This is a genomic window from Sporolactobacillus vineae DSM 21990 = SL153, from assembly GCF_000377985.1.
In the GTDB taxonomy this organism is placed as follows: domain Bacteria; phylum Bacillota; class Bacilli; order Bacillales; family Sporolactobacillaceae; genus Sporolactobacillus; species Sporolactobacillus vineae.
Genome location: NZ_KB899045.1, coordinates 1 through 26,189, shown reverse-complemented (window position 1 = coordinate 26,189; position 26,189 = coordinate 1). Strand labels below are relative to the sequence as shown.

Annotated in this window: 20 protein-coding genes and 1 pseudogene; 4 read left to right on the top strand and 17 right to left on the bottom strand. The window is 52.0% G+C overall.

All coding sequences use genetic code 11. The annotated features are described in order from the left end of the window. Positions 1 to 2: 2 nt before the first annotated feature. The 3 genes from rpe to D889_RS0106310 form a co-directional block, all read right to left on the bottom strand. The gene (gene rpe / locus D889_RS0106320) at positions 3 to 665 is read right to left on the bottom strand and encodes a ribulose-phosphate 3-epimerase (protein WP_010631565.1); all 663 of its coding nucleotides are present in this window, start codon (positions 663 to 665) and stop codon (positions 3 to 5) included. Positions 666 to 771: 106 nt separating this feature from the next. Then, positions 772 to 1,665 (bottom strand): AEC family transporter, encoded by an 894-nt coding sequence (locus D889_RS0106315; protein ID WP_010631566.1) that lies wholly within the window; start codon positions 1,663 to 1,665, stop codon positions 772 to 774. A 106-nt stretch (positions 1,666 to 1,771) separates the two neighbouring features. Beyond that, entirely contained in the window at positions 1,772 to 2,512 is a 741-nt protein-coding gene (locus D889_RS0106310; protein ID WP_010631567.1) for a YdcF family protein, read from the bottom strand. 174 nt (positions 2,513 to 2,686) lie between these two features. Here D889_RS0106310 and D889_RS0106305 point away from each other — a divergent pair, with 174 nt between their 5' ends. Beyond that, on the top strand, positions 2,687 to 4,054 hold the full coding sequence (locus D889_RS0106305) for a methyl-accepting chemotaxis protein (RefSeq protein WP_010631568.1): 1,368 nt from the start codon (positions 2,687 to 2,689) through the stop codon (positions 4,052 to 4,054). 175 nt (positions 4,055 to 4,229) lie between these two features. On the opposite strand, the gene D889_RS0106300 is transcribed toward D889_RS0106305, so the two are convergent. The 4 genes and pseudogenes from D889_RS0106300 to D889_RS0106285 all read right to left on the bottom strand — a co-directional run bounded on the left by D889_RS0106300 (position 4,230) and on the right by D889_RS0106285 (position 8,150). After that, positions 4,230 to 5,141, bottom strand: a complete 912-nt coding sequence (locus D889_RS0106300) for an LCP family glycopolymer transferase (protein WP_010631569.1) — start codon at positions 5,139 to 5,141, stop codon at positions 4,230 to 4,232. Between the two features lie 226 nt (positions 5,142 to 5,367). Continuing rightward, a complete protein-coding gene (locus D889_RS0106290; protein WP_010631570.1) occupies positions 5,368 to 6,939 on the bottom strand; it encodes a TcaA 3rd/4th domain-containing protein in 1,572 nt (523 codons plus the stop codon). 6 nt (positions 6,940 to 6,945) lie between these two features. Then, positions 6,946 to 7,011 (bottom strand): annotated as a pseudogene (locus D889_RS15950) (zinc-ribbon domain-containing protein); the annotation flags it as partial. A 176-nt stretch (positions 7,012 to 7,187) separates the two neighbouring features. Continuing rightward, complete coding sequence (locus tag D889_RS0106285; protein WP_010631571.1) at positions 7,188 to 8,150, bottom strand: DUF1861 family protein; 963 nt, start codon at positions 8,148 to 8,150, stop codon at positions 7,188 to 7,190. A gap of 446 nt (positions 8,151 to 8,596) precedes the next feature. Here D889_RS0106285 and pflB point away from each other — a divergent pair, with 446 nt between their 5' ends. Together pflB and pflA are read left to right on the top strand one after the other, a co-directional pair. Beyond that, positions 8,597 to 10,861, top strand: coding sequence for a formate C-acetyltransferase (gene pflB / locus D889_RS0106280; RefSeq protein ID WP_010631572.1), 2,265 nt, complete (start codon positions 8,597 to 8,599; stop codon positions 10,859 to 10,861). A gap of 90 nt (positions 10,862 to 10,951) precedes the next feature. Next, positions 10,952 to 11,737 carry a pyruvate formate-lyase-activating protein gene (pflA, locus tag D889_RS0106275; RefSeq protein ID WP_010631573.1) on the top strand — a complete coding sequence of 262 codons (786 nt, stop codon included), beginning with the start codon at positions 10,952 to 10,954 and terminating at the stop codon, positions 11,735 to 11,737. A 137-nt stretch (positions 11,738 to 11,874) separates the two neighbouring features. Here the strand turns inward: pflA and D889_RS0106270 are convergent, their stop codons facing one another. The 10 genes from D889_RS0106270 to ilvB form a co-directional block, all read right to left on the bottom strand. Next, on the bottom strand, positions 11,875 to 13,296 hold the full coding sequence (locus D889_RS0106270; RefSeq protein ID WP_010631574.1) for an MFS transporter: 1,422 nt from the start codon (positions 13,294 to 13,296) through the stop codon (positions 11,875 to 11,877). A 367-nt stretch (positions 13,297 to 13,663) separates the two neighbouring features. Then, positions 13,664 to 14,242 carry a 3-isopropylmalate dehydratase small subunit gene (gene leuD, locus D889_RS0106265; RefSeq protein WP_010631575.1) on the bottom strand — a complete coding sequence of 193 codons (579 nt, stop codon included), beginning with the start codon at positions 14,240 to 14,242 and terminating at the stop codon, positions 13,664 to 13,666. 12 nt (positions 14,243 to 14,254) lie between these two features. Continuing rightward, complete coding sequence (gene leuC / locus D889_RS0106260) at positions 14,255 to 15,664, bottom strand: 3-isopropylmalate dehydratase large subunit (protein ID WP_010631576.1); 1,410 nt, start codon at positions 15,662 to 15,664, stop codon at positions 14,255 to 14,257. 117 nt (positions 15,665 to 15,781) lie between these two features. Further along, a complete protein-coding gene (gene leuB / locus D889_RS0106255; protein ID WP_010631577.1) occupies positions 15,782 to 16,879 on the bottom strand; it encodes a 3-isopropylmalate dehydrogenase in 1,098 nt (365 codons plus the stop codon). A 23-nt stretch (positions 16,880 to 16,902) separates the two neighbouring features. After that, positions 16,903 to 18,060, bottom strand: a complete 1,158-nt coding sequence (locus D889_RS14890; RefSeq protein WP_010631578.1) for a 2-isopropylmalate synthase — start codon at positions 18,058 to 18,060, stop codon at positions 16,903 to 16,905. Positions 18,061 to 18,544: 484 nt separating this feature from the next. After that, positions 18,545 to 19,321, bottom strand: a complete 777-nt coding sequence (locus D889_RS0106240) for an ABC transporter ATP-binding protein (RefSeq protein ID WP_010631579.1) — start codon at positions 19,319 to 19,321, stop codon at positions 18,545 to 18,547. Between the two features lie 39 nt (positions 19,322 to 19,360). Next, entirely contained in the window at positions 19,361 to 20,317 is a 957-nt protein-coding gene (gene ilvA, locus D889_RS0106235) for a threonine ammonia-lyase (protein WP_010631580.1), read from the bottom strand. A 148-nt stretch (positions 20,318 to 20,465) separates the two neighbouring features. Next, entirely contained in the window at positions 20,466 to 21,533 is a 1,068-nt protein-coding gene (gene ilvC / locus D889_RS0106230; protein WP_274517444.1) for a ketol-acid reductoisomerase, read from the bottom strand. Positions 21,534 to 21,536: 3 nt separating this feature from the next. Beyond that, on the bottom strand, positions 21,537 to 21,773 hold the full coding sequence (locus D889_RS0106225; RefSeq protein WP_010631582.1) for an acetolactate synthase small subunit: 237 nt from the start codon (positions 21,771 to 21,773) through the stop codon (positions 21,537 to 21,539). Positions 21,774 to 21,777: 4 nt separating this feature from the next. After that, complete coding sequence (gene ilvB / locus D889_RS0106220; RefSeq protein WP_193379220.1) at positions 21,778 to 23,463, bottom strand: biosynthetic-type acetolactate synthase large subunit; 1,686 nt, start codon at positions 23,461 to 23,463, stop codon at positions 21,778 to 21,780. A gap of 734 nt (positions 23,464 to 24,197) precedes the next feature. Between ilvB and ilvD the strand changes: the two genes are divergently transcribed. Beyond that, on the top strand, positions 24,198 to 25,919 hold the full coding sequence (ilvD, locus tag D889_RS14885; protein WP_010631585.1) for a dihydroxy-acid dehydratase: 1,722 nt from the start codon (positions 24,198 to 24,200) through the stop codon (positions 25,917 to 25,919). The last annotated feature ends 270 nt before the right edge of the window (positions 25,920 to 26,189 follow it).

The following is a 26,189-nucleotide window of genomic DNA, read 5'->3' as shown; positions in this document are numbered from 1 at the left end:
TATTATTTATTAACGGATCGTGCCGACTGCTTCAGTGTCTCGATCGCCAGATGCCGGTTCGTCTGGCCGAAGATCGCCGAGCCGGCGACAAACAGTGAAGCCCCGGCTTTCCGGCAGACAGGCAGCGTTTCTGCATTGATCCCGCCGTCGACCTCGATCACAACCGGCAGATTTCTGGAATCGATCAATCGCCGAGCTTTCCGGATCTTCTCCGTTATCGTTTCCAGAAATACCTGGCCGCCGTAGCCGGGATCCACAGTCATGATCAGCAGGCAGTCAAGATCGCTTAAGATGGGTTCAATCGCTGTGACCGGTGTTGCCGGATTTAAGGCAACGCCCGCCTTCGCGCCCCCATTCTTGATAATCTGGACGGCACGGTGCAGGTGCCTGCAGGCTTCGGCATGGACTGAGATCATCTCCGCTCCTGCGTTCAGAAAGGAGGGCAGCAGGTGAATCGGTTCTTCGACCATCAGATGCGCATCGACCGACACATCACAGGATTGCTTAACAGCAGCGACGACCTGGGCGCCCATCGCGATCTCCGGAACAAAATGGCCGTCCATCACATCGACGTGAATGAAGTCTGTATCCTGCTCCACTTCATGAATTTCTTCTGCAAGTCTGGCCATATCCGCTGCCAGAATCGATGGCAAAATCTGAATCATACGTTCACCCCTCTCTTCACATTGCTCCTGATCAGTGGTATGTAAATGTTATCATCATAGTCTGTGCACACCTGGTGTCTCAGATGCACAAGCCAGATGAAAAAAATTAAACAAAATTAAGTAAAACCGTTAGCGTCACCACACTGAGCAGTGTCGTAATCAGTGTACAGCTGGAGACAAACTGCGGCCGGGCGTTGAACTGAATGGCGTAAAGCGTCGTGTTTGCAGCGCTCGGCATCGCGGCCATGACAACAATGACATTTCTCAGCAGCGGACCGACCGGCAGCATCAGGCAGACGGCTAAAGCAATCAGCGGGGAAATGATCAGACGAAGGACGGATGCAAGACCGATCTGCCCCCAGTTGATCTGTTTCACGGTCACATTAGCCAGCTGCATGCCGAGAATGATCATGACGACCGGGATTGCCGTATTACCGACCAGCTCAATACTTTTCAGAAAATTACCCGGGATCGAGATATGCAGCTGCTGCAGAATCACCGCCGCAATCATCGCATAGTTCATCGGCTGCTTCAGCACGGTCTTCAGCGATACCTTCACGCCGCCGCGACCGTTTGCGGCAATGTAGATTCCGATAACGCCCATCAGAATCGCATGACAGATCATCAGCGGCATGGCATACGCAACACCCTGTCTGCCGAATGCAAAGAGCACAATCGGAATGCCGTAGTTCCCGCTGTTGGGAAAAACAGTGGACAGGAGAAATGCATTGGTTTCACTCTTATCGTAATGCAGCAGCCGGCACAGCACAACACCGGCACCGATCAGCACGGCCATAATCAGTACAGACGTCAGCGCAATATAGAAAAAATTCATATCCAGCGGCTCTGTATAAAATGTTTCGAACACGAGGAACGGAAGGAGCAGATATACGGCGAGTGTCGATATCGGTTTAATATCGAGCAGGAAGACCCGCTGCAGGATAAACCCGCTGACAAAGATCAGAAATACAGGCAGAATCACTTCAACAAATATGAGCATCGCGGATCCCTTTCACCGGTCATTTTTTAAGTTGCCTATCCTTTCAACTCATTCGGGAAAGAATAGATCACCCTTCACGGGAAGAGACAATGAATAATCATTTATTTTAAAACAGTGTTGCCAGCAGACCGGCGTATTCTTTAAGCGCAGTCGCCGCTGTTGCGGCATCGGACGGGACGAATTGCGCCGGGTAAAGGGCGATCCGTTTGCTGACCAGATAATCGGTCGGGTACGGAATCACTTGGGCACCGACTTTTTGAAAGTTTCGAACAGCGCGCGGCATGTGGAACGCGGAGGTGACCAGCACCGGCCGGACAAAGCGGCGCTGCTTCAGAATCTTTTCCGTATTGACCGCATTCTGGCGTGTCGTCAGGCTCTGATTTTCGGCGATGACCTTTCCTTTCGGTACACCGAGAGCAATCAGCTCCCGCCTGGCAATATCCGCCTCACGCCCGCTGTCCGGATACACCTTTCCCCCTGAGGCGATGATCGGCAGTCCGGTCTTCTGATATAAACGGTACGTCATCAGAAGCCGGTTCGCTGCATCGCCGGAAAGCTGACCGGTCCCGTTTAGATCCGGCGTGCCCTCTGTGGCGCCGCCACCGAGCATGACAATCACATCACCGTTTACCTGTGCGGGCGGCTGGTACCTGTTTTCCAGCGGATGAACGAGCAGGGCTCCGGTCAGCGGCAGGAATGAGAGGTAGAGAAGCACCGAAAAAGCGCCGCAGAAACAGGCTGCTTTCCGCTTCTGCCTCCACAGCCACACTGCGGCGGCTGCAGTCAGCGTGACGAACAATCCGGGCGGCAGCATAAAACCGTAGATGAACTTAATCACGTACTCCATGTTGGACGTTCACTCCTTCATATGTCCTGATTTTACACGATCATGATGTCGTCTTACCAGCAAAGCAGCAAAAAAAGTTAATGTAAACGCTTTATGATCTGACAAAAAATGTCGATAGAGAAATATGGATAGGTACGACCTAGAAATTTTTTCGCTGCTCCGGGAGGCTTTTACATGAAATGGATTCAATCTGTTACAAAAATCACCGCGAAGTTTCACATTCGCGCGCTGTTTATTCCCTTTGTCCTTGCGATTGTCCTGATTCCTGATCTGGTTATCATGGCTTTCGTCCGCACGGATGTCCTGAAACTGGCGGCAGACAGCGGGCCGCTGAACAGTGCCCATATTGCATCTGCAGCCTGGCTGCTCGTCGGGAAAATCGGACTGATTGTGCTGATCACACTCGTTGTCCTTGCCATTCTCGTCTGGCTGGTCTGCGGCGCTGTATTTCTTCAGCCGATGGACCATTTTATTAAAAGTCTGGAGGCGATTAAAAATCATGATCTTTCCCAGGTACTGGACGACTCCGTGGCAACAAACAGGGAATTTGCCGGGATGCGGCAGAGTCTTAATGCCATGGCGGCATCGCTTCGCAAAATGATCGAATCGATCAGCCGCAAATCGGAAACCGTTGCCGCTTCCTCCGAACAGCTGACTGCTTCTTCAGAAGAAAACAAAGCGACAACCGACGAAATTGCCCGGTCACTGCAAAAGGTCGCCACGGAAACGGAGGAGGATCTGAAGAGGGTCATGGAAGCGAAAAAGGAGAATGACGGCATTAACCAGTCGGTGGCCGCGATTACAATGGACACACTTTCGCTTGAAGCCACGTCCAAAGAATCGGTCCGGACCGCACTTTCAGGGGAGCAGGCGATGGGTGACGCGACCCGGCAGATGCGTGAGATCAAACAGACGGTTACCGAACTCTCCGGGATGATCGATCACCTGAACCGGCAGACGCAGGACGTCAATCAGATCATCCGCGTCATTAACGACATTGCCGACCAGACCCGGCTGCTCGCACTGAATGCGTCGATTGAAGCCGCACGCGCCGGTGAACAAGGAAAAGGATTCTCCGTCGTCGCTGAAGAGATCGGCAAACTGGCCGATCAATCCGCTACATCTGCCCGGCAGGTCAACGACATTCTCGCTGCCATCCGCTCGGAAACCGGTCAGGTCGCCCAGTCGATGTCTGCCGGTGTGTCGAAAGTCGATGAAGGAATGGCCACCGTTACCCGCAGCGGTGCATCCTTCCGGAAGATCGAAGCGTTCGTCACCGAGACAAGCGAGAAGATGGCCAAAGTCGATACCGAAGTCAACACGATCTCAAAAGTATCGTTCAAAGCAGCACAGGCCTATCGGGCCATGGAGTCTTCTGCCAATGAAACGTCCTCATCCACACAGACTATTTCCGCAGCTTCTGAAGAGCAGGCTGCAGCTGCCGAAGAAGTTGCCGGCAGTGCTGCTTCGCTGGCATCCGTCGCCGATGAGCTGCATCAGCTGGTCTCCTCTTTCAGGCTGAGAAACGGTAAGGCATTATAAGGTCTGCTACGCCCCTATTAAAAAGGAGTATCCGGAACGCGCCGTCTGCACTGCGGCACTCCCGGATACTCCTTTTTTAACTTTTTCACAGACGTCCGCGGGCGGACAGAAAGGGGATCCGTCCTGACCACGTGCATCAGGCATCGCCTGCCGTCAGGATCCCGGTAAAATACGCTTATTGCCGGCCAAGCTGGCTCTGAATCATCTTGTGGATTTTCTGCTTCTCGGCGTCGCTGGCGACCAGATAGTCGACCCCATTGATCTTCTGCGGTGATTCATTCACTTCGTAGTTGATCGTGTGTTTCCGTGTGTTCCGGTAGTTCAGCGCCACATTTTTCATGTCGTCAAAAGTCATGTTTGTTTTCACATTGCTGCCGATCGCCTGCAGAAGCTGGTTGTAACGGGTCAGCGAGGAAACGCCGGACATTTTGTTGATAATCGCCATGATCAGGATGCGCTGACGCTTATTGCGGCCAAGATCGCCCTGCGGATCCAGATGGCGCATCCGCGCAAAGCCCATCGCCATCGCACCGTCTTTCAGGAATATCTTACCCTTTTTAAATTGATAGCCCTTCTTGTAATAGCCCTCATCCGTCCAGGCAATCGGGTTGTCCACTTCAACACCGCCGATCGCATTGACCAGATCGCTCATACCCTTCATATTAATCTGGATGTAAAAATCGAAGGGAATGTTGCCAATAAAGTTGCTGACCGTATTCTCGGCCATCTGAACACCGCCGTACGCATAGGCGGAATTGATTTTATCAATTGTTCCATGGCCGACGATTTCCGTCCGCGTATCACGGGGAATCGAGATCATCTGAACCGTATTGGTCTTCGGATTAAGTGTCATTGCGATGATCGTGTCGGACCGGCCGCTGTCATTTTTTCGTTCATCGACGCCAAACAGAAGCAGACTGATCGGTTTGGTCGCTTTCACGGTCTGATGGTCACCAGTACCGCCCTTCGTCTCATACATCTGATTCGCCGTCGCCGTTGCAGAATGCCACATCCACCAGACATAGCCGCCTCCGGCCGATACGGCGATGAGGACAACGATCAATCCCCCAAGCAGGAACTTTTTCATTTACTTATGATTCTTCCTTTACTGTCAATTTCCGATAAAAAATTACACTTACACTAGTATACTATTCGCTAGTTTACCGCAAAACAGGGGGACTTTCCATAAGTTTCCGAATGAAAAAGTGTCCGTCGGAAAACTTGCTGCTCGCCTTCCGCGCCCATCATCGGCACGACCGGAATCAGCAGGTCAATGCGCCATCTCCGTGGCCTGAACTGCTTATGGCAACAGCTTAATATGAACTGTCAGACGATGCGTCGGAATCCTGTCGATGACTGATTTTCTGACCGACAATTTTCAGCTCGCCCGGTGCCGTTTCCTGCAGCTGATAAGTATTGGTATAACTGAAGTCCTTATCCTTCGAATCACCTGTATCCGGGTCTGTGATCGATTCGCTCCAGCTCTCATCCGTTGTCGCTGCGTATAAACCGTCGCCGATCTTCTTCACATGATCGACGGTGAAATCCTGAATCGACTCGGTGATACCCTGATCATAGAACTTCTTCGCGGATTGCAGCTGAGCCTTCTGATAACTTGATCCGTTGACAAAATAGGTTTTAAAATCGTCAGGCATGTCGTCCGACACGGCTGAAGAAAGCGCGTCGTAAAATCCCTGGAAATAACCATTAAGGTTCTGGCTGTTCGACTGTTCATCATTGCCGTCAAGCGCGTAGAAATCACTCGAAGGATCGACGTTGTCGAATTCGAGATCGATGCCGCTGCTTTCGGCTTCACTCAGGGTGATGCGGTTTCCGTCGCCACTGTCCATGGCACTGTCACGAACAATTGTGACCGAATTCGTCTTTATGGATTTTCCGCCAACTGTATATTTGGCATAGAACACCGGCGTTTCGCTCTTCTTGAAAGGCCCGTAGGTTTTTGCCGCCGAAACGGTTTCGCCGGTATCTTTATTATCCACATATAACTCAGCACCATTGAGATTGCTTTGAATCGTCAGGTACACTCCGGAAAAATCAATGGTTTTCCCCGAGCGGGTCAGATCCGCCGTTTTTGCCGTACTCAATTTGTCCGAATCCCCATAGAAGCCATATTCACCGGGGATCACGGGACCGACAGTCAGCGACTGCGGCGACTGATCATCCGCCTGGGCTGCCGTTTGGGCCCGGCCGACACCTTTAATCCCGACGGACATCCCTTTCAGGTTGGTCAAAATTTTCGCCTGGATCGGCGTCGTGCCGATCTTATAGTTATCAAAAACCAGATATTTCTTACCGTCTTTCTGAAGGTAATATAATGCATGACTGAGCGCTGTACGATCTGGATGATGCGCCGATGCGGCCAGATCGCTGACAACCTGTGAATAGATCCCCGGGTGACTCTTGAATAAAGCCAGCATCGCTTTAATCTGGGCGTCATTCACATGCGTATGTTCACTGGGCAGGATCAGCGATTTCAATACTCCGGTATTCTGATCGCGGACCGCCTGCTCGAATGCGTCCACTGTGCGAACCGGTGACGTCATATATTTCCCGGAAAAGTATGCCGCCACAAGCAGCACCAGCACGATAACCAGCGGAATCATATATCTTTTTTTCCTGTAAAAGGGCTGCTTGCCCGACATCGCAGTGCTTCGGTTTGCCGCTTCAGTCCCGTCCTCTGCCGGAGCGGGGGCTGCCGGACTGACGTATTCGGAGGGAATGCCGGGAATGTACGCTTCGTCCTCCGTATGTCCTTCATTTCCTTCTCGTTCCCTGTTGCCGCCCGGTTCACTGCCGGATACCGGATTCTTTTCAACCGGATTTGCCTCTTCCGTCCTCCCGGATGTCCGGACGTCAGCCGGCAATAAAGGCTTTCCGCACCGCAAACAGAATTTAGCGTGATCCGGATTTTTCGTGCCACAATACCTGCAATACATGGACAGATCCTCTCTTCCTAAGTTCATTGATACAGTCCGATTATATCATGATTGAATACTCACTTTATCTCCGTTCTCCTGATTTTTCCAAATAATAAAAGCAAAAGGGAAACGCCCGGCTTCCGGCCGGTGTTTCCCTTCCTATATCCTCGTTCATTTAATTGTGTGCGGCATTATTAAAACTCACCGTCGCCGACAGCAACCGGTTCATCTTCACGCTCATATTTTTCAAACGGGTCATTCAGCACAATGCGCTGCGCCTCGGTGTCACTTGTTCCTGCATACAAAATCAGCTTTGCATCTTTACGAATTGCACCACCGCTGAACACGATGTCCTTTAAATCCTCACGTTTGGCCGGGCCGTCGATAAAGTCGCGGCGTGTCGCAATGATTTCGAGCGGCGAATGGTGACCGGTCTGCGGATCCAGCATGAAGACCATCGAATAATAGTGGCGCTTCCCCGTCTTATCGAACCGGGCGACATGACCCAGCACGCCGACCTTTCCATTCTCCAGCTGATGAATCTCATTGGCACCGCCCCAGTCGTCACCGGTAAAATGTTCATCGATCAGCGGCGCATCCTCAATTTTCTTCACCGTCAGTTCAGACAGCGATGAGAGCAGCAGGAAGCCGATCTTCCCGCGTCCGCCCTTTTTACCCTGAGGACGGGTAAGCACCAGAATCTCTCCACTGCGTAACTGGCTCAGACGCAGGTCCTTCATCCCATCCGGCCCCCGGAAGAACGGAACCAGCGATTTCACATTTTTCCCCTTATAGAGAACCGTCCGCCATAGGGTCCGTCCCTGATGATCAGTGAAAACTTCGACGCCGCCGAAAACCAGCAGTCCGTCGACTCGGGTCACAAACGGATCCTGCAGTGAAAAAGTCGGCAGGTCTTTCAGCAATTGCCAGCAGTCCCCGTGCCTTTCAAAAAAAGCCACTTCAGACTGTTCATTGTCACGTGATTCCACACGGCCGGCAATCAGTTCTTTCCCGCCATCTGAAAACACCGCCGTAATATTGTAGACATCCTTACCCCCAACCCCGGTGAACTTCAGTTTCTCCACGTCATGAATCGATGGACGATGGGCCTCGTACGCCTTCAGCAATCTTCGGCAATCTGCCAGCTGAACAGTCATTTCTCTCTTTGATCCTCCTGAATAATGTGTCTTAACCTTGTCTTCAGAATCAGAAGTTTAAACCACTAAGAATCGATGTTCAAGCGTTCTGCCCGGATTTTTCAAAAAAATTTTCATGTGAAAAAGAGAACAATATATTATAGAAGAAAGTGGGATATCGTGTGCCCTTTTAACCGCCCATTCACCCGCTCCGGACAGGCCTGCAGAATGAGTTTCTCCATGTCCGGCAGCAACAAAGATACCGGAGCCTGACCCTTCTGAGCTTTAGACCTTTTTAAAAATCAACTGTTGTTTGCCAGTCTGTGAAATATGGAGCAATGACAGCGCAGCCTTTATGAACATTATGTGTCTATCACTGGATATCGTACATTAAAGCCGATAAATGCGCTAAACTATATTTGTAACAAGGCAAGGATATGAGATATAGACACACTGGAGGGATAGAGATGGCATTAACTCAAACAGTTGATACGAAATCTGACCTTTTTTGGAAGGGCTTTCAAAGCGGAAGCTGGCAAACTGAGATTGACGTTCGTGATTTTATTTTCCATAACTTTAAACCCTATGACGGAAATGAATCATTCTTAACCGGACCGACCGCAGCTACGACAGCACTGAACAACAAGCTGATGAGCCTGAAGCTGAAAGAACGCGAAGAAGGCGGCGTGCTCGACGCCGACACAAAAGTGGTCTCGACAATCACCTCTCACAAGCCCGGCTATCTGGATAAAGATCTTGAAAAAATCGTCGGCTTGCAGACCGACAAACCATTGAAGAAAGCCCTGATGCCGTTCGGCGGCATCCGTATGGCTCAGGAAGCACTCGAGGCACATGGGCTGAAACTGGATCCGGAAATTGAACATATCTTCACAGAGTATCACAAGACACACAACCAGGGCGTTTTCGATGTCTATGATAAAGAAATGCGTAAATGCCGCCACTATAAAATCATTACCGGACTGCCGGATGCTTACGGCCGCGGCCGGCTGATCGGGGATTTCCCGCGAATTGCCCTTTACGGCATCGACCGCCTGATTGAAGCAAAGAAGGAAGACTTCGAGAATATCGGCGACGGTGAAATGTCGAATGATGTTATTCAGCTGCGTGAGGAAGTATCCGATCAGATCCGCGCACTGAAAGATATCAAAAAGATGGCCGCCAGCTACGGATATGATATTTCTAAACCGGCGAAAAACACCCAGGAAGCGATTCAGTGGTTGTACTTCGGCTACCTGGCTTCGATCAAGCAGCAAAACGGTGCCGCTATGTCGATCGGCCGTGTCGATGCCTTCCTCGATATCTACATCGAACGCGATCTGAAGAACGGCACTTTGACCGAACAGGCTGCTCAGGAACTGATCGACCAGTTTACGATGAAGCTGCGGATGGTTGAATTTATCCGTACACCGGAGTATGATTCCCTGTTCTCCGGCAACCCGATCTGGGCGACACTGTCGATCGGCGGCATGGCCATGGACGGCCGGCACATGGTGACGAAAACATCCTATCGTTTCCTGAATACCCTGGCCGACATGGGGCCGTCGCCGGAACCGAACATCACACTGCTCTGGACCGACAAATTGCCGAAAGCCTTCAGACGTTATGCGACTCAGGTATCGATTGACAGCTCGACGATTCAGTACGAAAACGACGAACTGATGCGCACCCAGTGGGGAACGGACTATTATGCCATCGCCTGCTGCGTATCTGCTCAGCCGGTTGCTGACGGCATGCAGTTCTTCGGCGCCCGGGCGAATCTGGCCAAGGCCGTTCTCTACGCCATCAACGGCGGTGTCGATGAAATCGGCAAGGCTCAGGTCGGCCCGGCTTACGAGCCGATCACCTCTGAATATATTGATTATGATGAATTTATGAAGAAGCTCGATCCGATGATGGATTGGCTGGCCGATCAGTATGTCAACTCGCTGAACATCATCCACTATATGCACGACAAGTACTATTACGAATCGGCACAGATGGCGCTGAAGAACACCCATCTGAACCGGACTTTCGCAACGGGTATTTCCGGATTCTCCGTGGCTGTGGATTCGATCGCAGCGATCAAATACGGCCATGTCCGCATCGTTCGTGATGAGAACGGACTCGCGGTCGATTACAAAGCGGATCACGATTATCCGAAATACGGGAACAACGATGATCGTGCCGATGATATTGCCGTCTGGCTGATCAAGACATTCTATAAAAAGATGGCGCGTCATCACCTTTATCGCGGTGCAAAACTGTCGACCTCCGTTCTGACCATTACGTCGAACGTCGTCTACGGCAAGAACACCGGCTCGACACCGGACGGCCGTGAGCAAGGCAAACCGTTTGCACCGGGTGCCAACCCATATTACGGAGCAGAAACCAATGGTGCATTGGCTTCCCTGCTGTCCGTTGCCAAGATTCCTTATAAGTACGCGACCGACGGAATTTCCAACACATTCGCGGTGACACCATCAACACTCGGTGCCGATTCCGAGACCCGGAAAGACACGCTGGTACACATGATCGATGGTTATATGGAGAAGAACGGCCATCATCTCAATATCAACGTGTTCAAGCGCGAAACCCTGATCGACGCGCAGCAGCATCCGGAGAAATATCCGACACTCACCATCCGTGTTTCCGGATATTGCGTCTACTTCGCCGACCTGACCAAGGAACAGCAGGATGATGTGATTTCCCGTACCTTCCACAGCAGAATGTAACTGAACGACACCATAGAATGGACAGAATCAGAACAAAGAAGCAGGCAGAGGTTCTGCCTGCTTCTTTGTCGAAAGGCAGGGTGATTTGACATGGCCACAGAAGAACGCAGCTTATCCGGACAGCAGGAAGTTTACGGTTATATTCATTCAACAGAGAGTTTCGGCGCTGTCGACGGTCCCGGAATCCGCTTCGTCGTGTTCGTCCAGGGATGCAGAATGCGCTGCCAGTACTGCCATAATCCCGATACCTGGAAAACCCGTGTCGGCACAAAGCGAACCGCCACGGATATTCTCAACGAGGCACTCCCCTACCGCAGCTTCTGGGGGCAAAAGGGCGGGATTACGCTGAGCGGCGGGGAAATCCTGCTGCAACCGGAATTCGCACTTGATTTATTCCGTAAAGCGAAGAAACTGGGCATCCATACCTGTCTCGATACGAGCGGCAATCCGTTTACGCGGGAAGAACCTTTTTTCAGTACATTCAAAGCACTGATGGACGTGACCGATCTGCTGCTCGTCGACATCAAGGAAATCGATCCTGACAAGCATCGCAAGCTGACCGGCTTCACGAACGAAAACATCCTTGATATGTGCGCCTATCTTTCCGAGATTGACAAACCCGTATGGATCCGCCATGTTCTGGTTCCGGAACGGACGGATAATGACGAGGATCTGAAACATCTGGATCAATTCATCAGGACACTGAAAAATGTCCGGCGCGTCGAGATCCTGCCTTATCATACGATGGGCGTCGCCAAATATCAGGAACTGGGCATCCGCTACCGTCTGGAAGGCATTGAGCCGCCAACCGCCGAACGTGTGGCCAATGCCGAACGTCTTCTGCACTGCGCGGATTATCCGGATTATGCAGGCTGACCGAAGCACCCGTCCCGTTCCAGAGCGACGGACATCGGCCCAAAGATCTTCAATAAAATAATAAACAGCCCGCAGACAGGTCAGTATCCCTGTCTGCGGGCTGTTCTTGTGTCAAAGAAACCGCCGAACCATAAGACTTATCGCAGAATCTGCTTTTTCGTTTCCGGTCCGAAAATCATCGTGAAAACGGCCACGATAACAAGGAAAATGCCCATTATTACAAAAATGCTTACAATACCCTGGTTAATCAGCAGCCAGGCGACGGCATAAGGTGTTGTAATTGTAAACAGTCGTCCGAATGCCTGAGCCAGTCCATTTGAGCGCAGACGAACTGGTGTCGGAAAAAGCTCCGGCACGTAAACGGCCAGACCGACGGCCATCAGGACATACAGACAGATCGTCATCAGAAACCCGAGAATCATAATCATCACTGGACTTGTCTGGAACGCATAACCAATACCCAGAATGGCAGCCAGGATGAATGCCCCGACAATGTTCCACTTACGACCGATTTTATCCACAGTAGCCCGGCCGACAAATGCGCCGATTGGTGCCCCAAACATCATCAGCATGGTAAAGATCAGGGAATGAGAAATGGTAATGCCCTTCTTAACGAGTAACGTCGGAACCCAGGTAACAAAAGTATAAACAGCTGTGTTGATTGCCGCCAGAATGAGACACGCAAGGATGAACCGAATCACCATATTTTTATTGAACAGCTTGCTGAAGCTTTCCTGCTTCATGATCCGATGATATTGAGAGGCCTGATAGTTATGGTCAGCCCGGTAACCTTTTCCATACTTTTCTTCAGCTTCATTCTCAAAAATATTCACGACTTCTTCAGCTTTCTGATAATTGCCCCTGGAAAAATTCCAGCGGGGCGACTCCGGAAGATTGCGCCGGAAATACCAGACAATAACGGAGCAGACACCGACAATGACGAACATCCAGCGCCAGCCGATGGTCGGGATCACCAGATAGGCGATAAATGTTGTGATTGGCGCGGTACAGTTGGCGAGGAAGGAAAGCGATGCGACCCATTTCCCTCGCGATTGTGCCGGTACGAATTCACCGAGCAGAGCAAAACCTGTCACGATTTCAGCACCAAGCCCGATTCCGCTGATCCCTCTTAGAATAATCAGTGTCATCATGTTCGGTGCAAAAAAGCTGGCCAGCGATGCCATACCAAAAATGAGCAGGTTAATCTGATAGGCAAACTGACGCCCCTTCCAGTCGCCGACAAATCCGGTGACAATGGATCCGATGAACAGTCCGATAAACGTTGTTGAGATAAATGTGGCGTTTAATGTGACAGACGACCAGCCTGTCTTGACCAGCTGTCCGAGCACACCGCCGGCCAGATAGACATCGAAGCCATCCAGCATCATACCGAGCGTAATCAGGGCAAAGACTTTATACATCGTCCGCGTTACCGGCAGATTATTGATCCGCGCTTCAAGTTTTTGCTTTTCCTGTTCCGTATCGTTGTGAGTCTCATGACCGCCCTCCGACTCCCTGGTTCTGACTCTCTGATTCGTCATCACGCCTTCTGCATCCATACAATTTCTCTCCTTTTTCTATGTAAGAGCAGAATCTTCTGCCCACACTGTTTTCCTTAAAATATAAAAAATCCTGTTCATCAACGAACAGGATTTCAATGCGTATCCTTACGTTCATGAACAGAACACGCAAGCGATTTATGAAATTACCGGCGATTGCTGTGTTCTACTAGTGAATGAAATTAAGCAGGGGCAAGCGACGCAATTCCTGCAAACGTTCAACGAGTAGATTCTGCAACCGGCGGCTGATAGACATCTGAAAACGACCTTTCTTTTTGTTCTTAAGCGTTGTTATGACTTTACAATTGATTACTAATAATGTCACATTTTAAATTAATTTCCATTCCAATATTGGGAGCGAAGCTGTTCAGGCGCGCTGTTTTTCAAAGGCGGCAATCTCGTCCTCATAGGACATCGTCACAGCAATTTCATCCAGGCCCTGAATGAGCATCTTCTTTTTGTACGGGTCGATGTCGAAGTGCTCCTCAAAGCCGCCGGTGATCACCTGATTTTCAAGGCTGACTGTCAGTTTCAAAGATTTTTCCTGGCTTGCCCGGATCAGCCGGTCGACCTTCCGGGGATCCAGTATCACCGTCAGAACCCCGTTCTTCTGACAGTTGTTGTAAAATATATCGGCGAAACTCGGTGCAATAATAACCTTAAAGCCGTAGTCCTGCAGGGCCCACGGCGCATGCTCACGCGACGAACCGCAGCCGAAGTTGTCCCGGGCCACAAGAATGGATGCACCTTTATATTTTGGCTGATTCAGAATGAAATCCGGATTTTTCTTGCCGTCCTGATCAAAACGCCAGTTGTAAAAAAGAAACTGGCCGAATCCCTGGCGCTCCACACGCTTCAGAAACTGTTTTGGAATGATCTGATCGGTATCCACATTGATGCGGTCAATCGGGCAGACGAGCCCTTCAAATGTGTTGAATGGTTGCATGGAATTCCCTCCTCACTTTGTTTCGACAAGGTCACGGACATCGGCAAAGTGTCCGCTGATCGCCGCTGCCGCAGCCATCGCCGGGCTGACGAGATGGGTTCGCGATCCTGCACCCTGCCGTCCTTCAAAGTTGCGGTTCGACGTTGACGCGCAGCGCTTTCCGGCCGGCACGATGTCATCGTTCATCGCCAGGCACATGCTGCAGCCCGGCTGGCGCCATTCAAATCCGGCATCGGTAAAAATCGTGTCCAGGCCTTCTGTCTCCGCCTGTTTCCTTATCTGCTGAGAACCGGGAACGACAAGGGCGCGCACCCCATTGGCAACGTGATGGCCGCGGACAACCTGGGCAGCCTGTCTGAGATCGCTGATCCGGGAATTCGTACACGATCCGATGAACACGACATCAATTGGAATATCGCGGATCGGTGTGCCCGATTTCAAATCCATATATGCCAGTGCTTTGGCGGCTGACTCACGCTTCTCTTCTGTGGCAAACGAATCCGGGTCCGGCACCGTATCCTCGATCGAGGCACCCATCGACGGATTCGTTCCCCAGGTCACCTGCGGTTTGATTTCATTCGCATCAATTTCAATCGTTTTGTCATAGACGGCACCTTTATCCGTTGCCAGAGACAGCCACTCTCGCGCCGCCTTTTCAAACGCCGCGCCCTTTGGCGCAAATGGTCGGTCTTTGACATAGTCAATGGTCGTCTGGTCCGGACTGATCAGTCCCGCCCGGGCACCGGCTTCGATCGACATGTTGCAGACCGTCATCCGTTCTTCCATTGACAGACTGTGGACAGCCTCCCCGGTATACTCTGCGATACAGCCTGTTCCGACAGCAATGCCGTATTTGGCGATGATCGCCAGAATCAGATCTTTGGCACCGACGCCGAATCCGAGCCGGCCGTTCACTTTGATTTCCATCGTTTTCGGCTTCTTCTGCCAGATGGTCTGGGTCGCCAAAACATGTTCGACTTCACTCGTGCCGATGCCGAACGCCAGAGCACCGAATGCTCCATGCGTCGACGTATGGCTGTCGCCGCAGACAATCGTTTTTCCCGGCTGAGTCAGGCCGAGCTGCGGTCCGATCACATGGACAATGCCCTGCATCGGGCTATAGATATCCGCCATCCGGATGCCGAAATCCTTACAGTTTTTCTCCAGTGTGCTGATCTGCACCTTGGAAATCGGGTCTTTTGTTTCCCGATTCTCCGATGTGGGTACATCATGATCCACCGTTGCAAATGTCAGATCGGGGCGTCTGACTTTCCGGCGGTTCATCCTCAATCCCCCAAACGCCTGAGGTGTCGTCACTTCGTGGATCAGGTGCAGATCGACATAGAGTAAATCCGGTTTTCCTTTTTCCCTGTGCACCACATGTTTTTCCCAGATTTTATCGGCAATAGTTCTTGGTTTCATGCTGCTTCCTCCTTGTTCATACTGTTTCAGCGGAACGCCCCTTTAACTTCCCGGCCATGCTGTGGCACCGCAAAGTCTTGTTAAACGGAGTAGCCGACTACCGGACGGGCTGGAACTTTATACTTGTTCGGGGATCTGCGCAGCGATCGCGGCAATGACCTGATCCGTCATCTCCGCGGTATTGACCGATGTCGTCTGTGCCGCATTCACTTGCAGATCCGGTGTATGGTAACCTTGCTCGAGGACACGCTGAACTGCGGTTTCAATAAGCTCGGCTTCCTTGTCCAAATCCAGCGAATAGCGAAGCAGGAAAGCCGCCGACAGGATTGTGGCCAGCGGATTGGCTTTGCCCTGACCGGCAATATCCGGTGCTGATCCATGAACCGGTTCATAGAGCCCCAATTTGTCGGTACGCAGGCTCGCCGACGGCAGCATGCCGAGCGAACCGGTGATTACTGATGCCTCATCGCTCAGAATGTCGCCGAACATATTCTCGGTCACGATCACATCGAACTGCGACGGGTTCCGGATCAGCTGCATCGCCGTGGAATCGACCAGAGCATGATTGACTTCGACATCCGGATAGTCCTGCGCTTTTTCCGTAACCACTTCGCGCCACATCCGGCTTGACTCCAGCACGTTCGCCTTGTCGACCGATGTCAGTTTCTTCCGGCGTTTCTCAGCCATCTGAAAAGCTTTATCGACGACCCGTTCGATCTCATATCGGCTGTAGGCCAATGTGTCGACGACATCCTCTTTGTGCGGTCCGCGGCGCTCGCTCGGTTTGCCGAAATAGAGGCCGCCGGTCAGTTCACGGACGATCACAAAGTCGACCGATGTGACATATTCTCTTTTCAACGGTGACGCATCGATCAGCGGTGCAAAAGTTTTCGCCGGACGGATATTGGCAAACAGCTCCAGCGCCTTTCGGATCCCCAGCAGCCCCTGCTCGGGACGTACGGTCATTGACTGCCGGTCCCATTTGGGCCCGCCGACGGCGCCGAGCAGAACGGCATCGCTCGCCTTGCACTGGTCGATCGTCTTCTGCGGCAACGGCGTTTCTTCGGCGTCGATCGCCGCACCGCCAATCAACGCCTTTACAAAATGGACATCATGGTGAAACTTTTTAAACAGATAGTCCAGCACGCGTACGGCTGAATCCGTCACTTCCGGGCCGATTCCATCGCCCGGCAGAACGGTGATTGTTTTTGACATGGTTCTGCTCCTTTTTCATCCCGTCAGATGGATACTTGCTCATGCTTGAAAAAATTAACCAGATCAGTATCTGAAATGGTTTTCTTTTCATCGGCCATTTCCTTAAATGCCTTAAAGCAGTGGTTCACCTCATTCTCCTCGAGATGAAAACCGAGTTCAGAGGCCTTGGCAATCAGGGCGTGGCGGCCGGAATGCTTTCCGAGAACCAGTTCCGTCTTATCCAGACCGATCAGGGACGGCGACATAATTTCATAGGTCTTCGGATTTTTCAGTACGCCGTCCTGATGAATGCCGGCTTCATGAGCGAAGGCATTGGCACCGACAATCGCTTTATTGGCCTGAATCGGGCTGTGCATCAGCCGGCTGACCATACTGCTCGTCTTTTTGATCTCTTTCATGTTGAGCTGCGTTGTGACATGGAAGACATCCTTCCGGACATGCAGCGCCGCACCGACTTCTTCCAGCGCGACATTGCCGGCCCGCTCGCCGACCCCGTTGACGGTACACTCAACCTGACGGACACCGGCTTCAACCGAAGCCAGCGTATTCGCCGTCGCCATCCCGAGATCGTTGTGGCAATGGCAGGAATAACGCACTCGGCTGTCATCAGAAACATGATTCCTGATATAGCGGAACATGTTGGCAAATTCTACAGGCGTCGAATAGCCGACCGTATCTGGAAGGTTGATGACCGTTGCGCCGGCCTGAATCGTCGCGTCAACTACTTGACTCAGAAAATCGAGATCGCTTCGGGAAGCATCCTCAGCGGAAAATTCAATTTGCGGGAAAAATTTTCTGGCGTATTTCACGGACTGAACGGCCATTTCGATAACCTGGTCCGGCGTCTTTTTCAGCTTATACGCCATATGAATCGGCGACGTGGCAATGAACACATGTACCCTTGGACTTTCTGTGTCTTTCAGAGCTTCCCAGCAGGCATCGATATCGCTTTTCACGCAGCGCGCCAGTCCGGTTACAGTGCTTTCTTTAATCTCATGCGCGATATCCTGAACAGCTTTAAAATCGTCCAGCGAAGAAGCCGGAAATCCTGCTTCAATGACATCGACATGGAGACGCTCCAACTGCTCTGCCACCTGCATTTTTTCTTCATCATTCAGGCTGCAGCCCGGAGACTGTTCGCCATCGCGCAGTGTTGTGTCGTAAATTTCAACCTTTTCCATTTTTCGTACTCCTCTCCTGTTCGTTTTTCCGGCCTCTTTGCCGGTGCTTTATATTTTTTTATATAAAAAAAGCCTTCTCACCCCACACCCGGTCTTGCGATCGGTTCTGCAGGGGCGAAAAGGCTTCTTTTCACGGTACCACCCAACTTCTGATAGATCTTTCGAAATATCAGCTCATCGGCATCTGTTTATTTTTTCAAACAAAGATGTCTTTTTTTAACAAGTGTCTGGAACACTCGGCCCGGCCTAATGAGTTCGGACGGACGCTCAGAGGTGAGTTCATCATCGGGATATGCTGCCGGATTTCAGCGTGTTCCGGCTCTCTGTAAGCAGCGGTCCCGATGATTTAATCCTCGTCATCGGTTTATTCGCGGCGAACGGATCAGCTGTCCGCCGTCTTCTTAATTTTAAAAACTATCGGTGAATTTCATGTTACACTCTGAAAATTATTTGTCAATCTTTTTTTCAGATGCATCCGGCAAGTTTACGACCGGAGAGCAAGCGAAAGACGCGTCCCATGACGTTCCACGATGACGTCGCCGCCGTAAAATTGTGTCATCTTCTCGGGCGTCATCAGATCCCGGGTTAAACCGGCCTGATATACACCCCCGTTTTTCAGCAGCAGGGTATGCTCGAAGCAGGGCAGGATCTCGCCGACGTGGTGCGTGACAAAGATCATTGTCGGGGCTTCGGGCGATGATGCCAACTGCCGGATCAGCGAAAGCAGGTGTTCCCTGGCAAATATATCGAGCCCGTTGCACGGTTCGTCCAGAATCAGTAATTCAGGTGACGCCATCAATGCACGCGCAATCAGTACACGCTGCCTTTCCCCTTCGGACAGAGTAGAATAATCCCGGCCGACGAAGCTGCTGCATTGCAGGCGTTCCATCAGTTCCGCAGCTTTGTTTCTGTCGTCATCCGTCGGCTTGTCATATAAACCGATGGACGCGAACTTCCCGCTCAGGACAATTGATAGCGGATCGTCACCGGAAGACAGCCGGGCTGCCAGTGCCGAACTGACCCAGCCGATTTTTCGCCGCAAAAGGCGCAGGTCGACCGTGCCGAACGGGTGGTCAAGTACCGACAATGTGCCGCTCGTCGGCCAGATATAGCCGTTAATCATTTTGAGCATCGTCGTTTTCCCCGACCCGTTCAGACCGACAAGCGACCAGTGTTCCCCCTTGCGGACTTGCCAGGTAACGTCTCTGAGCACCACTTTGTTTTTTCTTTTCCAGCTAATATGAGTCGCATCGATAATCATTGCTTCACCTCCCTGATGCCCCGCAGCCAATGTCTGTCATTATGTTCCATACTTTTCCATCGATCCGGAAACCAGCTGATTCAGAAGCGGAATCCGATCCGGGTCGGCGTTCCCGCCGCTGACGATCAGCCCGACGTGCCGGCCGCGCACCTGAATGCGGCCGGAGAGTACGGCAGCAAGCGCCGCCGCGCCGGCACCTTCCACGAGCAGTTTGCTCCGCTCAAGCAAGAGAAGCATTGCACCGGCAACATCCTGATCGGTAACGGTCACGATGTCGTCAAGATAGCGATGCAGAATCGGGAAAGTCTGTTCCCCAGGTTTTCTAACCAGAATTCCTTCCGCGATGCCGCCGGTGAACTTCCGGTCCCGGTTCCCGGCATAATGGTGGAACCGGTTGTACATTGCCGGCGCCCGGTCGGACTGCACCCCGATCACACGAATATCCGGCCGCACCGACTTCACGCAGGTCGCCACGCCGGATGCCAGTCCGCCGCCGCCGACCGGTACAACCACTGTCTGAAGCTGCGGGCACTGCTCCAGCATTTCGACAGCGATCGTACCCTGTCCGGCCATCACCTGCACGTCGTCGAACGCATGAACGAACGTTGCGCCCGATGCCTGCTGGTCACGGAGCGCAGCCTCATACGAGTCCTGATAAGATCGGCCGGCCAGAACAACTTCCGCGCCGTATGCAGCGGTTGCCTGCACCTTGGGTTTCGGTGTCGTTTCCGGCATATAGATCCTTGCCCTGATATTTCGTCTGGCGGCAGACAGAGCTACACCCTGGGCGTGGTTGCCGGCCGAGGCGGTGATAATGCCCCTTTCTGCCTGCTGCACGGATAAGTGAGAAACTTTGTTATAGGCGCCGCGCAATTTAAATGATCCGGTACGCTGCAGGTTTTCCAGTTTAAAATGCAGATGAGCACCGGTCATCGTATCAAATGTCGTTGATTCCGTCATCGGCGTCCGGTGAACCACCGGTGCCAGACGCTGCATCGCGTCCTGTATGTTGTTTAGCTGCAGGGAATCCCCAAGCTGTTCACACTCCCATAGTGTTTTTTACCCATTTTTTTAGACAAGAGAAACAAGAAGATGATTTGACAGACATCTTCTTGTGTTTTAGTATTTTTGTGTATCTATTTTGTTATTGTGCGACGTTGGCGGTGATGTCTTCGCTGTCTTTCTTGCCTTGTTTAACAAATGGCATAAGTTTGCGAAGCTCTCTGCCGACCCGCTCAAGTTCAGAGTTGTTTTCTTTTTCCTGGAGTGCATTGAACATCGGTCTGCCAACCTTGTTTTCAAGCAGCCAGTCGCGTGCGAACTTGCCGGACTGGATATTCTCCAGGACTTTTTTCATGCGTTCCTTTACGCCTTTATCAACGATATACGGGCCGACGGTGAAGTCGCCGAATTTGGACGTATCCGAGCAAGAGTAGCGCATTCCGGTAAGTCCGTTTTCATAGATTAGATCCGTCAGCATTTTCATTTCGTGACAAGTTTCAAAATAGGCATTTTCCGGCTGATAGCCGGCTTCAACGAGCGTGTCGAAAGCGGCTTCGATCAGATGAGTCATGCCGCCCATCAGTACGGCCTGTTCGCCGAACAGATCGGTTTCCGTCTCTTCTTTGAAGGTGGTCTTCAGAACGCCGGCGCGGGCGGCACCGAGGCCTTTTGCCCAGGCGAGCGCAATTTTTTCAGCGTTTCCGGTGGCATCCTGCTGTACTGCGTAGAATGCCGGAACACCGCCGCCATTGAGATATTCACGACGGCAGAAATGGCCCGGACCTTTAGGCGCAACCATGAAGACATCGACAAAGTCCGGCGGAACGATCTGCTTGAAGTGGATGTTGAACCCGTGAGCGAAAGCGATCGCATTGCCCGGCTTCAGGCCTGCTTCAACTTCTTTGTAATAAACAGCCGGTTGTTTTTCATCCGGAAGCAGCATGATCATGACATCTGCTTCTTCAGCGGCTTCTTTGACCGACTTCACGTCGAATCCGTCACGAACGGCCTTGTCCCAGGATTTGCCCGGCCGTGCACCGATCGCTACCTGAAAGCCGCTGTCGCGCAGGTTCTGAGCCTGAGAATGGCCCTGTGAACCATAGCCAAAAACGGCGATTTTCTTATTGCGGAGTACGTTTTCGTCGATATCGTTGTCATAATAAACTGTAGCTGTCATTTCTCTATCCCCTTCATCTTTTCTGTTTTGTATTGTTCAGGTCATATCGGCAACCGAAATCACGTCAACGAACCTGTCCATCTGTTTAATAAAGTGGTCAACCTTGTGTGCATCATCCGTATCGATCAGCATGCTGATGTCGGACATGCCCTTTCCCGGAAGCTTCTGCATTGTCAGGCCGTCAACATCCAGCTGTGCCCGTGACAGCAGATTTCCGATCCGCCCGAGCACACCGGAATTCGTCGTGACAATGGCAATAATGTTTCGTTTCATCACCTCACACCCCCGTCATTTCCTGCAGCCCTTTGCCGGGCGGCACCATCGGATACACATTTGCCATCTGGCGGACATGACAGTCAATCAGGACGGGCCCGGGCGTCTGCATGGCCGCATCCAGAGCCGGATCGATATCCGCCTTTTTCCCGATTCTCCGTCCGTCAATGCCGTAGCTTTCTGCAAGCCGGACAAAATCGGGCTGGAAAGACGACCGGGAATGCGAATAGCGCTGTCCGTAAAAGGCTTCCTGCCACTGACGGACCATGCCGAGCGCATGATTGTTCAGAATAATGATCTTAACCGGCAGATTTAACTCCCGCACCACAGCCAGTTCCTCCAGAGTCATCTGAAATCCGCCATCACCGACGATCGCGATGACTTGCTTCCCGGGTTCGGCAACCTGCGCACCGATCGCTGCGGGAAAACCGAAGCCCATCGTACCGAGTCCGCCGGAACTGGCCAGATGATTCGGACGTTCAAACCGATAATACTGAGCCGCCCACATCTGATGCTGCCCGACATCGGTTGTCACAATCGCGTCCGGTCCGGCATAGTGGCAGATCCGCTCGATCAGAAGCTGCGGCGGAATGGTCTCATCCCCGGCGGTGTCGTCATAATGCTGCGGATGCTTCCGGGTATAAGCGCTCAGACGGGCCAGCCAGTCTCTCCGGTCTTTGCAGGGGATCATCGCTTTTTCAAGCTTTCCCAGAGCGGCATTCGCATCACCGACAACCGGATAATCAACCGGAACATTTTTACCGATTTCCGAAGGGTCGATGTCGATGTGGGCAATCTTTGCGCCCGGAGCAAACCGTGTCAGATTGCCAGTCAGCCGGTCATCGAAGCGCGAGCCGACATTGATCAGTAGATCGCACTCCGAAATTGCCATATTTGCCGTGTACGTGCCGTGCATCCCGCCCATACCGAGAAACAGAGGATGCGATGCCGGAAAGCTGCCCAGTCCGAGAAGTGTGCTGACCACCGGGATCTGCTGACTTTGTGCGAAAGCACGCAGTCGTTCGCTGGCCATGGCATGCTGGACACCTGCCCCGGCCAGCAGCACCGGACGCACTGATTTTTCTATGGCACCGGCCAGGTTCCGGATCTGCGCTTCACTGACCTCTCCGGGAATGTGATAACCCCGAAGATGAATCGCGGGTTCTTCTGCCTGCGGATCGGGCTGCGCCTTACAGATATCTTTTGGCAAGTCAACAAGGACAGGGCCGGGTCGGCCGGTCGCCGCAATATAGAACGCCTCGTGAACCATCTGCGGCAAATCCTGTACATCCCTCACCTGGAAGTTATGTTTGGTCGCCGATGCCGTGATTCCGATAACATCTGCTTCCTGAAAAGCATCCGTGTTGATCACAGCCCGGGTAACCTGACCCGTAAAAACAACAACTGGCAGGGAATCCGTGTATGCGTCCATCAGACCGGTAACCAGATTGGTCGCACCGGGTCCGCTTGTCGCAATCACAATGCCCGGTTTTCCGGAGATCCGCGCATAGCCTTCTGCTGCATGGATGGCGCCTTGTTCATGCCGGGTCAGGATATGCCTGACTTTCTGGCGGTAAAGCGCATCGTACAAGGGAAGAACAGCCCCGCCCGGATACCCGAACACGACATCCGTACCCTCTCTTAGAATTGACTGGACCAGAAGATCCGCCCCCGTATTACAGGCAGACATCGGTTCATCCTCTGCTTTCGTGATTAGTGTCACACCATTTCTCCTCCTTTCTCAAAATTCAATGGCAATTGCTATTCCGGTCCGGCTGCATCCGGCGCTCCGGATGATGCCTTCCGTGTTCGACTCCCGGATACTTTTTTCGGATTCTGAGAAATTCAGGATCCGTCGCTTGCGGGAGTGACACAAATCTTAGTACGCTTACAAAAATCAGTCAACCCCATGTTTTTCATTTTTTTGAAAATTAGTACGTTGAAAATCGCCGCCACTTTATGAAGCAATTTGCTGCAGCACAAGGCAAAAGAAATTTTTTCGCCAACACTTTGTACACCCTTTATGCCGCTGTTTTTGTTACGGTCTTCCGGAAGTGCAGTCCCGCTATTCACCGTATCAAACACCGGATTATTTGTTCAAAAGCATGCAAATAATCAAAAAATAGAAAAACTTGTCTGCAAAAGCGGTTGACATACACCTGAAGCGGCTTTATACTTGCGATACAAATTCAAAACAACAATGTTCCAAGCGAGGTATTCGCATTATGTTATTCCCATTCAACAATCGAGTCGTGAATGTGTTGATTATTAGCTAGGGCCTTGGCAATCGCTGAAAAACTTAACGATTGTCCGGGTCCTGGTTTGTATGAATGGGGACCCGGCAAGAAAGAGCTCCCGTTCAATCAGGAAACGGGAGCTCTTTTCTATATACACATACAGAAAAACAGAGAGGATGAAGTGAAGTTGCGAAGTGATGAAATCAAGAAAGGGCTGGACAGAGCGCCGGCACGAAGCCTGCTGAGAGCAACCGGAGTCGTCAGAAATTCGGAGGATATGAAGAAACCATTTATTGCCGTATGTAATTCATACACGGATATTGTTCCCGGCCATGTCCATCTGAAAAAGCTGGCAGAAGTAGCAAAGCAGGCGATCCGGGAGGCCGGCGGTGTCCCGTTCGAATTCAATACGATTGCTGTGGACGACGGAATTGCCATGGGGCATATGGGGATGCGCTACTCCCTCCCCAGCCGCGAATTGATCGCCGACTCCGCCGAGACAATGATCAATGCCCACTGGTTCGACGGTGTATTCTTTATGCCGAACTGCGATAAAATCACCCCGGGCATGCTGCTCGCCGCTGTCAGGACCAATGTTCCTGCAATCTTCTGTTCCGGCGGCCCGATGAAAGCCGGGCTGTCTGCAGAAGGTAAGGCATTGACTCTGTCCTCCGTCTTCGAAGGTCTCGGCGCCTACAAAGAAGGACGGATCACAAAGGAGCAGTTCCTCAATATCGAAGCCTCTGCCTGTCCGACATGCGGTTCCTGTGCCGGAATGTTCACTGCCAATTCGATGAACAGCCTGATGGAAGTTCTCGGTGTTGCGCTCCCCGGAAACGGAACGAAACTGGCCATTTCTGAAGAACGGCGCGAACTGGTCCGCAAATCCGCTTTCCGGCTGATGGACCTGGTAAAGAACAACGTCCGGCCGCGCGACCTGATCACTGCCGAGGCCGTCGACGATGCATTCGCGCTCGATATGGCAATGGGCGGATCGACGAACACCGTACTCCATATGCTGGCTGTTGCCTCTGAAGCAGGCATCGATTACGACCTGAACCGGATCAACCAGGTTGCTGAAAAAGTGCCTTATCTCGCTAAAATCGCACCAAGTTCCGCGTATTCGATGCAGGATGTCGACGAAGCGGGCGGTATCTCCGCCATCATCAAGAGTCTCGTCGACATGGGCGGCGTTCTTCATCCTGATCGCCCGACAGTGACCGGAAAAACGCTTCGGGAGAATGTTGCAGATGCCTCCGTCAAAAATCCTCAAGTCATCCATCCGCTGGAAAGGGCCTACAGTAAAACCGGTGGCCTGTCCGTGCTGTTCGGCAACCTCGCGCCGAAAGGGGCCGTGATCAAAGTCGGCGGCGTCGATCCGTCAGTCAAAGTCTTTACCGGCAAAGCCATCTGCTTCAATTCTCATGACGAAGCCGTCGAAGCCATCGACAATCATACCGTCCAGAAAGGGCACGTGGTGGTCGTCCGGTATGAGGGGCCGAAAGGCGGACCGGGCATGCCGGAAATGCTCGCGCCAACTTCTTCGATTGTCGGCCGCGGGCTGGGCAAAGACGTTGCGCTGATTACCGATGGCCGGTTCTCAGGAGCTTCACGCGGCATATCGGTTGGTCACATCTCCCCGGAAGCCGCTTCCGGCGGACCGATCGCTTTAGTCAAAGACGGCGACACAATTACGATCGATCTGACGCATCGTACCATTCATCTTGCTGTTTCCGACGCCGAACTTTCAGAGCGGCGCAAGCAGCTGACACCGTTCCGTCCGAAAGTCCGGACCGGCTATCTGGCACGCTACGCTGCTCTGGTCACATCCGCTCATACAGGCGGCGTCATGCGTCTGCCGGAGTCGTGGACCGAACAGCCGGACAAAGAGACGGAACCAGCCAAATAAACAAAGCCTTTAGAAAAAGCATTCGGGTTTCTGACTGTTTCTTCTATTATATAGCGGCTATTTTTACATTACAGAAAAAGAAAAACTGATTATTCCGTTCGCTCATAATCCACCATTGTCTATTTTCGTGAAAGGCGATATATTCTGCTGAGCGTCGATATATTTTTGTGAAGGGCGATATATTCTGCTGAGCGTCGATATATTTCGCGAAGGGCGATATATTCTGCTGAGCGTCGATATTTTTTCGCGAAGGGCGATATATTCTGCTGA

Bases quoted from the DNA above. Each gene is read 5' to 3' on its own strand.
- rpe (WP_010631565.1), bottom strand. From the start codon at position 665: ATGATTCAGATTTTGCCATCGATTCTGGCAGCGGATATGGCCAGACTT.
- D889_RS0106315 (WP_010631566.1), bottom strand. From the start codon at position 1,665: ATGCTCATATTTGTTGAAGTGATTCTGCCTGTATTTCTGATCTTTGTC.
- D889_RS0106310 (WP_010631567.1), bottom strand. From the start codon at position 2,512: ATGGAGTACGTGATTAAGTTCATCTACGGTTTTATGCTGCCGCCCGGA.
- D889_RS0106305 (WP_010631568.1), top strand. From the start codon at position 2,687: ATGAAATGGATTCAATCTGTTACAAAAATCACCGCGAAGTTTCACATT.
- D889_RS0106300 (WP_010631569.1), bottom strand. From the start codon at position 5,141: ATGAAAAAGTTCCTGCTTGGGGGATTGATCGTTGTCCTCATCGCCGTA.
- D889_RS0106285 (WP_010631571.1), bottom strand. From the start codon at position 8,150: ATGACTGTTCAGCTGGCAGATTGCCGAAGATTGCTGAAGGCGTACGAG.
- pflB (WP_010631572.1), top strand. From the start codon at position 8,597: ATGGCATTAACTCAAACAGTTGATACGAAATCTGACCTTTTTTGGAAG.
- pflA (WP_010631573.1), top strand. From the start codon at position 10,952: ATGGCCACAGAAGAACGCAGCTTATCCGGACAGCAGGAAGTTTACGGT.
- D889_RS0106270 (WP_010631574.1), bottom strand. From the start codon at position 13,296: ATGGATGCAGAAGGCGTGATGACGAATCAGAGAGTCAGAACCAGGGAG.
- leuD (WP_010631575.1), bottom strand. From the start codon at position 14,242: ATGCAACCATTCAACACATTTGAAGGGCTCGTCTGCCCGATTGACCGC.
- leuC (WP_010631576.1), bottom strand. From the start codon at position 15,664: ATGAAACCAAGAACTATTGCCGATAAAATCTGGGAAAAACATGTGGTG.
- leuB (WP_010631577.1), bottom strand. From the start codon at position 16,879: ATGTCAAAAACAATCACCGTTCTGCCGGGCGATGGAATCGGCCCGGAA.
- D889_RS14890 (WP_010631578.1), bottom strand. From the start codon at position 18,060: ATGGAAAAGGTTGAAATTTACGACACAACACTGCGCGATGGCGAACAG.
- D889_RS0106240 (WP_010631579.1), bottom strand. From the start codon at position 19,321: ATGATTATCGATGCGACTCATATTAGCTGGAAAAGAAAAAACAAAGTG.
- ilvA (WP_010631580.1), bottom strand. From the start codon at position 20,317: ATGCAGCGTCTGGCACCGGTGGTTCACCGGACGCCGATGACGGAATCA.
- D889_RS0106225 (WP_010631582.1), bottom strand. From the start codon at position 21,773: ATGAAACGAAACATTATTGCCATTGTCACGACGAATTCCGGTGTGCTC.
- ilvB (WP_193379220.1), bottom strand. From the start codon at position 23,463: ATGTCTGCCTGTAATACGGGGGCGGATCTTCTGGTCCAGTCAATTCTA.